This window comes from Amphritea atlantica, assembly GCA_024397875.1.
GTDB lineage: Bacteria > Pseudomonadota > Gammaproteobacteria > Pseudomonadales > Balneatricaceae > Amphritea > Amphritea atlantica_B.
On the sequence record CP073344.1, the window covers coordinates 1,267,801 to 1,279,663 of the forward strand.

The 11,863-nt window shown below is 49.7% G+C and carries 14 protein-coding genes; 13 read left to right on the plus strand and 1 reads right to left on the minus strand.

Annotation, left to right across the window (positions count from 1 at the left end; genetic code table 11):
* The first annotated feature begins 6 nt into the window (after positions 1 to 6).
* The 7 genes from KDX31_05610 to KDX31_05640 all read left to right on the plus strand — a co-directional run bounded on the left by KDX31_05610 (position 7) and on the right by KDX31_05640 (position 5,914).
* Positions 7 to 720, plus strand: a complete 714-nt coding sequence (locus KDX31_05610; protein UTW04482.1) for an ABC transporter ATP-binding protein — start codon at positions 7 to 9, stop codon at positions 718 to 720.
* On the plus strand, positions 717 to 1,976 hold the full coding sequence (locus tag KDX31_05615; GenBank protein ID UTW04483.1) for an ABC transporter permease: 1,260 nt from the start codon (positions 717 to 719) through the stop codon (positions 1,974 to 1,976). The genes KDX31_05610 and KDX31_05615 overlap by 4 nt, the downstream gene beginning before the upstream one ends.
* 19 nt (positions 1,977 to 1,995) lie before the next feature.
* On the plus strand, positions 1,996 to 2,532 hold the full coding sequence (locus tag KDX31_05620) for a DUF3299 domain-containing protein (GenBank protein ID UTW04484.1): 537 nt from the start codon (positions 1,996 to 1,998) through the stop codon (positions 2,530 to 2,532).
* Positions 2,533 to 2,662: 130 nt separating this feature from the next.
* Positions 2,663 to 3,475, plus strand: a complete 813-nt coding sequence (gene apbC / locus KDX31_05625) for an iron-sulfur cluster carrier protein ApbC (protein UTW04485.1) — start codon at positions 2,663 to 2,665, stop codon at positions 3,473 to 3,475.
* A 131-nt stretch (positions 3,476 to 3,606) separates the two neighbouring features.
* Positions 3,607 to 4,173 (plus strand): dCTP deaminase, encoded by a 567-nt coding sequence (locus tag KDX31_05630; GenBank protein UTW04486.1) that lies wholly within the window; start codon positions 3,607 to 3,609, stop codon positions 4,171 to 4,173.
* Positions 4,170 to 4,811, plus strand: a complete 642-nt coding sequence (locus tag KDX31_05635) for a hypothetical protein (GenBank protein UTW04487.1) — start codon at positions 4,170 to 4,172, stop codon at positions 4,809 to 4,811. The genes KDX31_05630 and KDX31_05635 overlap by 4 nt, the downstream gene beginning before the upstream one ends.
* Before the next feature lie 302 nt (positions 4,812 to 5,113).
* Complete coding sequence (locus tag KDX31_05640; GenBank protein ID UTW04488.1) at positions 5,114 to 5,914, plus strand: hypothetical protein; 801 nt, start codon at positions 5,114 to 5,116, stop codon at positions 5,912 to 5,914.
* Positions 5,915 to 5,956: 42 nt separating this feature from the next.
* Here the strand turns inward: KDX31_05640 and KDX31_05645 are convergent, their stop codons facing one another.
* Positions 5,957 to 6,451 carry a MarR family transcriptional regulator gene (locus KDX31_05645; protein ID UTW04489.1) on the minus strand — a complete coding sequence of 165 codons (495 nt, stop codon included), beginning with the start codon at positions 6,449 to 6,451 and terminating at the stop codon, positions 5,957 to 5,959.
* A 225-nt stretch (positions 6,452 to 6,676) separates the two neighbouring features.
* On the opposite strand from KDX31_05645, the gene ectA reads away from it, so the two are divergent.
* The 6 genes from ectA to KDX31_05675 all read left to right on the plus strand — a co-directional run bounded on the left by ectA (position 6,677) and on the right by KDX31_05675 (position 11,670).
* Complete coding sequence (ectA, locus tag KDX31_05650; GenBank protein UTW04490.1) at positions 6,677 to 7,171, plus strand: diaminobutyrate acetyltransferase; 495 nt, start codon at positions 6,677 to 6,679, stop codon at positions 7,169 to 7,171.
* A 52-nt stretch (positions 7,172 to 7,223) separates the two neighbouring features.
* Positions 7,224 to 8,531 (plus strand): diaminobutyrate--2-oxoglutarate transaminase, encoded by a 1,308-nt coding sequence (gene ectB, locus KDX31_05655; GenBank protein UTW04491.1) that lies wholly within the window; start codon positions 7,224 to 7,226, stop codon positions 8,529 to 8,531.
* 2 nt (positions 8,532 to 8,533) lie between these two features.
* Positions 8,534 to 8,776, plus strand: a complete 243-nt coding sequence (locus tag KDX31_05660) for a hypothetical protein (protein UTW04492.1) — start codon at positions 8,534 to 8,536, stop codon at positions 8,774 to 8,776.
* Between the two features lie 17 nt (positions 8,777 to 8,793).
* Positions 8,794 to 9,198, plus strand: a complete 405-nt coding sequence (locus KDX31_05665; protein UTW04493.1) for an ectoine synthase — start codon at positions 8,794 to 8,796, stop codon at positions 9,196 to 9,198.
* Positions 9,199 to 9,221: 23 nt separating this feature from the next.
* Entirely contained in the window at positions 9,222 to 10,130 is a 909-nt protein-coding gene (gene thpD, locus KDX31_05670) for an ectoine hydroxylase (GenBank protein ID UTW04494.1), read from the plus strand.
* Positions 10,131 to 10,212: 82 nt separating this feature from the next.
* Positions 10,213 to 11,670 (plus strand): aspartate kinase, encoded by a 1,458-nt coding sequence (locus KDX31_05675; protein UTW04495.1) that lies wholly within the window; start codon positions 10,213 to 10,215, stop codon positions 11,668 to 11,670.
* The last annotated feature ends 193 nt before the right edge of the window (positions 11,671 to 11,863 follow it).

Here is an 11,863-nt window from a genome sequence, read left to right on the forward strand (position 1 = left end):
TAACCGATGCAAGAGATGAAAAAAACGATTATTGAGCTGGATAGTGTTGTCTTCGGCTGGACTGAGGGGCAGCCTGTACTGAATATTCCAGAGCTGAGCGTTGCCTCCGGAGAACGGGTCTTTCTGAAAGGCCCATCGGGCAGTGGTAAAAGTACGCTGCTTAATCTGATCGCTGGAATACATACGCCCCGGCAGGGTAGTGTCAGGGTGTTGGGAGAGGCTGTGCATCATCAGGGTAGTGCCTGGCGGGATAATTTCAGGGCCGATCATATTGGATTAATATTCCAGCAGTTTAATCTGCTTCCCTACCTTTCTGTGCTGGATAATGTGATGTTGCCTTGCCTCTTTTCAAAGCGACGTAAAGCGCGGGCGACTGAACGGTACGGATCACTCGAGGAGGCCGCGACACAGCTGCTTAAACATCTGGGAATGGTCAGCGACGCGTTGCATGGCCGTGGGGTGACAAGGCTTAGTATCGGTCAGCAACAGCGGGTAGCTGCAGCCAGAGCGTTGATTGGTAGCCCTGAGCTGATCATCGCAGATGAGCCAACATCCGCACTGGACAGTGATAGCCGGAACGGTTTTCTTGACCTGCTGATCGGAGAGTGTGACTTGTCTGGCAGCACGCTGGTTTTTGTCAGCCATGACAGTTCACTGGAAGCGCACTTTAGTCAGATCATCTCATTGCGTGATATTAATCATGCAGAGGAGCTCGTGTGAAGGTCGTTTTGATGCTGGCATTGCGAAGCCTCTATAACCGGCGTCTGACTGCGATTATGACGATGATCTCGATCGCTGTGAGCGTCGCGCTGTTGCTTGGCGTAGAAAAAATAAGAACGGAAGCGAAGCATAGCTTTAGTTCTACCATCTCTGGTACGGACCTGATTATCGGGGCCCGTTCCGGGTCTGTGCAGTTGTTGTTGTACTCGGTATTCCGGATAGGCAATGCAACCAACAATATCAGTTGGGAGAGTTATCAGCAGATCGCATCCCAGCAAGCTGTGGAGTGGACGATTCCCATCTCTCTGGGAGACTCGCATCGGGGCTACCGGGTGCTGGGTACTATGACAGATTATTTTAATCATTACCGTTATGGGCGCAACCACGCCTTAGCCTTTCGCAAGGGGCTTCCGTTTGCCGCTCTGCATGATGTGGTGCTGGGGTTTGAGGTAGCGAAGACGCTGGGTTATCAGTTAGGTGAGAAAGTGGTTATCAGCCATGGCACTGGCAGCACCAGCTTTAGCAAACATGGAGATCAGCCCTTTACCGTCGTTGGTATTCTGGAGCCAACCGGAACGCCGCTTGACCGCACGCTGCATGTCAGTCTTGAAGCAATAGAGGCGATTCATATTGATTGGCGATCCGGTAGCTATATACCGGGGTCCGGTGGGAAGGCTCCGCTGTCGGAGCGTAATCTGGAACCAAAACAGATCACTGCGATGCTGGTGGGGCTGAAGTCAAAGATGTCAGCTTTTCAGTTACAAAGGTCAGTGAATAACTATCGCCAGGAAGCGTTACAGGCAATTCTGCCCGGAGTGGCACTACAGGAGCTCTGGGGGATGCTGGGCATCGTTGAAAGTACGCTGCTGATTATATCGGCTTTTGTGGTGGCAACCGGTCTGTTTGGTATGTTGACGGTGTTGCTGACCAGCTTAAATGAACGTCGTCGGGAGATGGCGATTTTACGGTCGATTGGTGTCAGGCCCTGGCAGATCTGTTTATTATTAGTGCTGGAAACCGGTGGTTTGACGCTGGCTGGTATGCTTCTGGCGATGAGTTTTCTCTATGGTGGCCTGGCTATCTTTATGCCATTAATTGAAAGCCATTTCGGTCTCTTCATCGAGTTAAGTTTGCCGGGAGTATATGAGCTTAAACTGCTGTCGCTGGTGTTTTTTACGGGTCTTCTGTGTGGCGTACTGCCAGGCTATGCTGCTTATCGTTACAGCCTTGCAGATGGTATGACAGTTCGTTTGTAACAAAGTGAAAAGAGAAACAATGATACATAAAATAGTAATTCTGCTGACTGCTCTGCTGCTTATTAGTGCTACCGCTGTACGAGGGGAGACGGTGAATGGTGAGCGGGTTGAGAAGATCGACTGGGATAGCTTAATGCCCGCGGATTACTCGCCTATGGCGGCCTTCGATACCAGTCAGTTCTCCTCACTGGATGACTATGATCCAATGGCTGAGATAAAGCTTAAAGCGATGATGGAAGCGTTGAGTTCTGCGCCGGTAGTAAAAGATATGGATGGTAAAATGATCCGCATTCCAGGGTTTGTTGTGCCGCTGGTAGAGGAAGGGCTGAATGTAACTGAGTTCTTTCTGGTTCCCTATTTTGGGGCCTGTATTCATGTCCCGCCGCCGCCTTCCAATCAGATTATTCATGTAACCTTTGAGCCGGGGGTTAATGTAGAAAACCTTTATGATGCTATCTGGGTTGTTGGCACGTTGAGTGTTAAAACAACCATCCATGAGCTTGGTTCATCCGGGTATACGCTCGATGCCTTCAGAATAGAGGCTTATGGAGAGTGAGTTGTTGAGTCCTGAAGTAACGCGTCATATTGAGCATGGAACTTTTTCTCTGCTTCAGTCATAATACCTGACTAATACAGTTGGTTATTGTTTTTATGCGTAGTAAAGCTACAGGCTAAGGTGTTATTTCATGCAAAATATTAAAAATATTGTTGCTGTTGCGTCCGGTAAAGGGGGCGTGGGGAAGTCTACAACAACGGTAAATCTGGCTTTGGCGATGGCGGCAGAAGGGTATCGTGTGGGTATTCTGGATGCGGATATCTATGGCCCGAGTATGGGGACGATGCTGGGCGTTGCTCCGACAACCCGTCCTGAACCGGTCGGTGAAAACGCGATGAAGCCGGTTAAGGCGCACGGTCTGGAGGTGATGTCGATCGCCTTTCTGATTGATGACTCGCAGCCGATGGTATGGCGCGGACCGATGGCCAGTGGCGCTTTGCAGCAGTTGCTGACTCAGACCGAATGGAGTGATCTGGATTTCCTGTTTGTTGATATGCCGCCGGGTACCGGGGATATTCAGCTGACTATCTCCCAGAAGGTGCCGGTCAGTGGCGCTGTGATTGTCACCACACCGCAGGATATCGCTCTGCTGGATGCCCGTAAGGGGATCGAGATGTTTCGTAAGGTGGACATTCCGGTGTTGGGAATTGTTGAAAATATGAGTGTGCATATCTGCAGTCAATGCGGTCATGCTGAAGAGATCTTCGGCAGCGGTGGCGGTGCAGACCTGTCCCGTGCATACGACGCGCCGTTGTTGGGTCAGTTGCCGCTTAAAATGGCTATTCGGGAAGCGGTAGATGGCGGTAAGCCAACGCTGGTTGCAGATCCTGAAGGTCCGGAGTCTCAGGTCTACCGTTCGACTGCCCGTCAGGTTGTCGATGCATTAAAAACTCGTAGTGGCGCGCAGCAGGCGATGCCGAATATCTCGGTTAACCGGGACTAATCAGTTGTAACTCTGCAACCCGGTTGCCGATAGCAGAAGACCGCATTTTTTTTCTGAAAATGCGGTTTTTTTTTAGCAAAAACGATATTATGTGCGGCCGCACAAAATAACAGAGAACTGGAACTGAAAAGATGGGTATCAAATCAGACACCTGGATTCGCCGCACTTCAATTGAACAGGGCATGATCGAACCGTTTGAACCGGGTCAGGTACGTCGTCGTGGTGACGAGCGACTGATCTCCTATGGTACATCCAGCTACGGTTATGATGTTCGTTGTGCCGATGAATTTAAAATTTTCACCAACATCAACTCTTCTGTCGTTGACCCGAAAAATTTCGATGACGGTAGTTTCGTCGATGTGAAGTCTGATGTTTGTATTATTCCGCCCAACTCTTTTGCTCTGGCGCGTACCGTTGAGTATTTTCGCATTCCCCGTGATGTGCTGACTATCTGCCTCGGCAAGAGCACTTATGCCCGTTGCGGTATTATCGTTAATGTGACACCGCTCGAGCCCGAGTGGGAAGGTCATGTGACGCTGGAGTTTTCAAACACGACGCCACTGCCGGCGAAGATTTACGCCAATGAGGGGGTTGCTCAGATGTTGTTCCTGGGGGCCGATGAGGTGTGTGAAACGTCCTACAAAGACCGTGATGGCAAATATCAGGGGCAAACAGGAGTGGTTGTTCCCCGTACATGATTGAGCCGAGCGATAAAATCCAGAGTTTCTGGCAGCAGGTAGAGCAGACCATAGACCGGCTGCTTACCAGTGAGTCTGAAAATCAGTTTGATAACGAATCACTGTTACTGGAATACAGCAACAGTCTGAGAAGTATCGATGCTAACCTGACCTTTCATTTCGAGCGTGAAGAGGGTGAGGGTGATGTTGAGATGATCTTTGGTTGTGATGGTTATCCGGAATCAATTACCGCGGTGTTAACCCTTGTGGGAGCAGCCCCGGATATTGGCGGGGTCAGTTTTGTGGCGTTTAATAATCGCTATGACCCGGTTCCTGCCACAGTTAATTTCGGTGATGAGCAGTTCCAGCTGGATGAGTTCTGGTTTGGTTACCGCATGGAGTCCGGGCGGTATCACCTGGATATCTACATGCAGGATCTGCCTGCATCGCTGGATATGGAGCCGCGTATTGAAGCGGTGATGATCTATCTGGATGCTTTAATTGGTGAATACGACCTTATGACCCGGGTTTCAACCCTGGACTGGTATGATCTGCCACCGGATCCGGTAGATTATGCGTTGCAGCCGTTGTCTGAACTACGTAACTGTTTTGATCAGCAGCGCAATCAGATTAGTCCGATCGGGCTGACCTATCATTGATACAGCGTTATCAGTTCAATAGCATTAGTTGTCCGATAGTATGTAGATGCTTCCCTCTTCGTCTTCTTCGTCAGTAAATGCGCACCCGGGTATCTGACTAAACATGATCCATCCCCTTGTTGTCTTGATTCGCAGAGGTATGAAATCTGGCCCTTTTACTGAAGATTTCTGCCTCTGAATACTGCTTCGGCTGAGACTGTATAAACATTAGTATAGAGTATAGATTGGCCGGTATTGGGGAAGATCGGCTAAAGTTAGTGATATAGGTAAATCTGTAGTTAACTGCAGTGCGGAGATAAAAAATGAGTCAGTTATTAACCCGATTGATTGAGCGGGTCAGGGCGGATTACCTGGTTCTTATGGAGCAGGATGATGGTCGTTACCCCTACACCACCGCCGAGACGATCTGTAATGAGCGTCTCTATCTGAGTGCTGATGAGCTGGCTCCGATCATTGCTGAAGATCCGACGTTACTGGCCGCTCGCGGGGGTAATCTTATTTCCAGCGAGAGCGAGCGCGATAATCCGAGCGTGGGGATGATTATCTGTGCCAATATCGCTGCGGCGATGATGGAGGGGCTGGTTGATGTTGCTCTGGAGTATGGCTGGCTGACCGTGGATGGTGAAGGGCGGCTGATGCTCGATGCAGAGGAGTTGAAGCTGCCTGAGCCGCTGGCGGCTAACGTAGACTACAGTCTCTCTGAGACTGCCCGTGAGAACCTGGTGTTGCCGGGTGAGAGTCTGCTGACCCGGGTGATGAATAATGCTGAGTCAGCCTTTGCTGAGCGACTCAGCGACGAACCTCAGAATGCCTACTCACTGGCGCTGCAGATTGCATCCGAGCATTCATTATTTGCCCCTGATGATATCGCTCCGCTGGTGGAGGAAAATCCGTTGCTATTGGGCTTGCGGGGCGATGGCATGGTGGATGAGGAGATGTTTGAGGGGGATCCGCCGGCGGGTATGATTGTCAGTGCTCATCTGACTCAGATGGTGGTTTCCCAGTTATTAGAGCTGGCTGTCGAGCGCGGCGTGCTGGGGAGTGATAGCAGTGGTCATCCGTTACTTCCGGGTGATGACAGCGCGGGTCCGCTTATCCACTAATGGTTTGCTGGCCGGTATTCTATATCGGCCTTTTCCCCGCGGTCAGCTTTTTGAAAATTCCTGCTGGGATCGATCCAGCTCGCCGATATCTAATAGTGGGGCTGCGTCCAGGTGCTGTGCGTTAAGCATAAATGCAATTCGCTCCAGGCTGGAAACGATCATTGATTGCTCCCAGTTCTGCATATCTTCGAAATTTCTGACAAAAATATCCTGCTGTGTTGTCGGAGCGCCTTTCATTAGCTCCGTGCCTTTTTCGGTCAGACTGACCCAGACTTTTCGTTTGTCCTCTTTGCCTCTCTCGCGGGCGATCAGTTCCTTTTTTTCCAGGCGGTCGAGAATGCTGGTGACGGTTGCCTGAGTCAGTACCATCTCTTTAGCGAGTTCACCGGTGGTTAGCTGAGTGCTTTCCCGCAGTGTTTGCATCAACATCAATTGTGGCGGGGTAACTCCCGTACTACGGCTGATATCCTTCTCCTGCATATCGGTAGAACGAATAATCTGACGCAGAAGTACCAATGCTTTCTGGCTGTTTTCCATGACCTGTCCCGGCTGTATTTTGATTGGCTATTCTACGGATATTTCAGATTTTTTCTATGAAACTCTGTTTTTATAATCATGATAATTTGTATCTCAAAGTATATTTTGCTGACTTATCTTGTAAATAACCGTTTATATAGGTTGTTTAACGCTGGTTAGTATGTTTTATAATATAAAAGTAATTAGTAAAGCTAAATAAATGCAATTCTAAATATTAGAGGAACGATGGATATCTCAAGCGTAACTTTACGCAACCCCACAGCTGCTGATGGTTATGCAGTGAATCAACTGATCAACAACATCCCGGAACTCGACAGTAACTCCTGTTATTGCAATCTGCTGCAATGCAGCCACTTTTCAGATACCTCGATACTCGCTGAATATCAGGGGCAGGTGGTTGGCTTTATCAGTGGCTATCATAAGCCGCAGGCACCTGACACGCTGTTTGTCTGGCAGGTAGCAGTTTCCCCGAACGCCCGTGGATGTGGACTTGCAACACAGATGCTGTTGCAGCTACTGGCAGCAGAAGCGAACCGTTCGGTGTCTCATGTTGAGACAACAATTACCGAAGATAACGCCCCTTCATGGGCCTTGTTTACGCGTCTGGCAAGCCAGTGTAATGCGCTCCTTGAGCGAGCTTTGATATTTGATCGTAGCACTCATTTTAATGATCAGCACGACTCCGAGCTTCTGGTCCGTATCGGTCCGCTCCATCACTAATATTTCGTAGTTCTATATAAATTATCCGTCAATTACTACCAAGAGTACTGTTATGAAAATTTTTGAACAGATTGAATCTGAAGTTCAGTCGTATGCCCGTTCGTTCCCCCGTGTCTTTAATAAGGCCCAGGGAGAGCACCTCTACGATGAAGACGGAAACCGCTACCTTGATTTTCTGGCCGGTGCCGGAACCCTGAACTATGGTCATAACAACCCATTATTCAAAGAGAAGTTGCTGGAATATATCCATGCAGACGGTATCACCCACGGCCTGGATCTGCACACTAAAGCCAAAGGCGAGTTTCTCGAGGCGTTTAATGAAAAAATTCTTAAGCCGAGAGATCTGGATTACGTGATGCAGTTTACCGGTCCTACCGGAACCAATGCTGTTGAGGCAGCCCTGAAACTGGCACGAAATGTCACCGGCCGTGAAAACATTATCAGTTTCACTAACGGCTTCCATGGCGTAACGATGGGGGCTCTGGCGGCTACCGGTAACTCTCATCACCGGGGGGCTGCCGGTGTCAGTCTGAGCGGTGTCAGCCGGATGCCTTTTGATGGCTATCTGGGAGATGATATCGATACCACAGTGTATCTGGATAAAGTCCTGACAGATTCCAGTAGTGGTATCGATAAGCCAGCCGCGGTCATCGTAGAAACGGTCCAGGGTGAGGGGGGCATTAACGTAGCCTCTGTTGCATGGCTGCAACAGCTGGAAAAAGTCTGTCGTAAACACGAGGTGTTGCTGATTGTTGATGACATTCAGGCGGGCTGTGGCCGAACGGGCACCTACTTCAGCTTTGAAGAAGCGGGCATTAAACCGGATATCGTCACGTTGTCTAAATCCCTGGGTGGTTATGGCTTACCTTTTGCCGTCGTTCTGTTCCGTCCGGAACTGGATCAGTGGAAGCCTGGTGAGCATAACGGTACTTTCCGTGGCAACAACTTCGCTTTTGTTACTGCAAAGGCCGCGATTGATCATTATTGGACCGACGACGCCTTTGCCTCCGATATTCAGCGTAAAGGGCGCTATATCACCGAGCGACTGGAGAAATTTGTTGAAGAGTATGGTGATGGCAATTTCTCCACCCGGGGTCGGGGCATGTTCCAGGGTATCAACTGCGTCAGCGGTGAACTGGCAGACAAAATTACCTCCAAAGCGTTCCAGAATGGTCTGATTATCGAAACCAGTGGTGCTGATGATCAGGTCATTAAGTTGTTTTGTCCTCTGGTTATCAGCATGGAGAACCTGGCCGCCGGTATCGATATTCTTGAGAACGCGATACGTGAAGTCTGCGCTAAAGAGGATAGCTTCCCCGAGCAGAAAAAGTATTTTGATCAGGTTTCTCTGGCCAGTTAAGCGTGGCAGAGGAAGACCTGATTCATATCTGGAGAGGGGAGCGGCTACTGCTCCCTGACAGGCCTCTGGGGTGTCATTACAGGCTTCGTTGCCTCAGTGGATCAGGGCTGATTCGGGTGATGTCCCGTTCACGGCCATACCGCTTGAAGTCGGCGCAAAGCATCCTGATTCCGGCAGATGAGGTTGTCACAGTCTCCGGTAGTGAGGATATGGTCATCACCCTGAAGCCTGAAAATAAAAACTGAATATTTAAGGAAACAAAATGATTGTACGTGATTTAGCAACAGCCGAGCAGAGTAATCGTCGGATTGTATCTCCCGACGGTAACTGGGAAAGCACCCGGATGCTGCTGAAAGATGACAATATGGGATTCTCTTTTCACATTACCACTATCTATAAATACGCTGATTTTGGTATGCATTACCAGAACCACCTGGAGTCGGTGTACTGCATATCGGGTGAAGGCGAGGTTGAAACGGTGAATGATGGTAAGAAATATCCGATTAAGCCCGGCACTCTGTATATTCTTGATAAAAACGATAAGCATATCTTACGCGCATTTGAAGAGATGCAGATGGCGTGTGTCTTTAATCCACCGCTGAATGGCAAAGAGGTGCATAACGCGGAAGGGGCTTATGAGTTAAATGCAGAAACTGTGACGGTCTGATTATGAATGTGGGAGGAATGTTTATGACGGGTGAGCAAGAGAGCGAAGACTTATATCCTTCGCGACAGGGTGTTCATCAGTTTTCAGCACGGCAGGACCCAACGGTTTATGCCCCCCGGGGAAGCGTCGCGCCGGTCTCTGAACAGCAGATAAACGATTATGCTGAGCAGGGCTTTATGGTGCTGGAGGATCTTTTTTCCGCCGTTGAAGTAAAGATGTTTCAGCAGGAGCTGGAACGGTTACGTAACGATGCTGCAGTAAAACAGTCGGGCGAAACCATTACTGAGCCAGAAAGCGGTGAAGTGCGCTCCATCTTTCGGGTGCATGAAAACAGCCCGCTGTTCAGGAAGCTCGCTGCGGATCCACGTCTGGCAGAGCTGGCACGGTATATTCTCAATGATAATGTGTATATCCATCAGTCGCGCCTGAACTATAAACCAGGCTTCCGGGGGAAGGAATTTTACTGGCACTCTGACTTTGAGACCTGGCATACCGAGGATGGAATGCCCCGGATGCGGGCACTGAGTATGTCGATTACATTGACGGAGAACTTTGATTATAACGGTCCGTTGATGCTGGTCCCCGGATCGCATCAACAATACGCGGCCTGCGCCGGAGAGACCCCTGAAAATCACTTTCAAGCCTCGCTGAAAAAACAGGAATATGGTGTACCTTCTGATGATCAGTTAAAACAGATGGTTGATTCCGGTGGTATTGTCAGCGCTAAGTGCAAACCCGGGAGCGTGATCGTCTTTGATTGTAATGTGATGCATGGTTCGAACGGGAATATCACACCGGAGCCGCGTTCCAATGTGTTCTTTGTCTATAACGCACTGAGCAACCGGGTTGTTGCACCTTTTTGTGATCAGCCTCCCCGTCCGGAATATATCTGTAGCCGGGAAAATATTATGGCGCTTCCGGTTGCCGACTGAACTGTGAACCGCCTTGTGCGGTTCCTTTTTTAAGCAGCAGTTATATCCGCAACAATCTTATAATCTGAAAAAATTGAGAGTTATGCATACCATAGAAAAGATCGGCGGCACATCGATGTCTGATTATGTGTCGGTCCGGGATAACATTATTTTTAAACCCTCTAATCCAGACACACTTTACCAGCGGGTGTTTGTTGTTTCAGCTTATGGCGGAATAACAGATAAGTTGCTGGAGCATAAGAAGAGTGGTCAGCCGGGTGTTTTTGGCCTGTTTGCCAGTAGCATTGAAGACAAAAGCTGGTTGCAGGCTCTGGAGCAGCTTAAATGTGAAATGTATGATCTGAATCTGCAGCTGTTCGGTAAAGGTGAGCTGCTGATCCGGGCGAATAATTTTATTGATGAGCGTCTTCAGGATGCCCAGAAATGTCTGACGGATCTGCACAGCCTGTGTATGCACGGTCATTTTGCACTGGATGCTCACCTGGCAACAGTACGTGAGATGTTAGCCAGTATTGGTGAAGCCCACAGTGCCTGGAATATGGTTGAGCTGCTAAAGCGCGATGGGGTTAATGCCTGTTATATTGATCTGACCGGCTGGGATACTGACCGGCACATGTCTCTCGATGACCGTATTCGTTCGGCCTTCCAGAGTATTGATCTGAATGCCCAGTTACCGGTAGTGACCGGCTATGCCCACAGTGAAGATGGCCTGATGTCCTCTTTCGACCGGGGTTACAGTGAGATGACGTTCAGCCGCCTGGCAGTGCTGACCAAAGCCCGGGAAGCGGTTATTCATAAAGAGTTTCACCTCAGCAGTGCTGATCCACGTCTGGTTGGTGAGGAGAATGCGGTGCCGATCGGACGGACCAACTATGATGTGGCTGACCAGTTAGCCAATCTGGGTATGGAAGCGATCCACCCGAAAGCGGCAAAAGGTTTGCGCCAGCATGATGTGCCGTTGCGGGTCAAAAACACCTTTGAGCCTGAACACACTGGCACCCTGATTACCGGCGACTATGTCAGCGATACCCCGCGGGTCGAGATTATAGCCGGCTGCAAAGGGGTCTATGCTCTGGAGCTGTTTGATCAGGATATGGCCGGCAGCATCGAAGATTATGACCGGGAGATCCTGGCACTGATTAAGCGCTTCCGCGCACGTATTGTGTCCAAGGATATGAATGCCAACACCATCACACATTACCTTGCCACCAACCTGAAAACGGTCAAACGTATCCGTACCGCACTGGCTGAACGGTTTCCCGAAGCGGAACTGGATCAGAAAAAGGTGGCGATCGCTTCTGCCATTGGCAGTGATATGGAGGTGCCGGGGATTCTGGCAAAAGCAGTGTCCGCTATAGCTGAAGGCAATATCAGTGTGCTGGCGATTCATCAGTCGATGCGGCAGGTGGATATGCAGTTTGTGATTGAAGAAGCCGATTATGATCACGCCGTTAAAAGTCTCCATAAGGCGTTGGTGGAAGTGCATGATCATGGGAGGGCGATCTGTCTGGCGGCCTATCCAGTGCAGCCTCTCAACTGATATTTCACTGCCCCCGTCGGTCTGGACTGAAGCTGGAAGACGGCTAAAATGTGACAGATAAGAAAAACAGGAATCTTTTAAGCAGGCGGCAGGGTACAGTATTCAGCGGGCCGTTCCGGTTAGATGAGTATGTCTTACAGGCTTGTCAGCGCACCGGGTCGATCAAGGAGTTTATGAATCGGGAGTAGGGTGT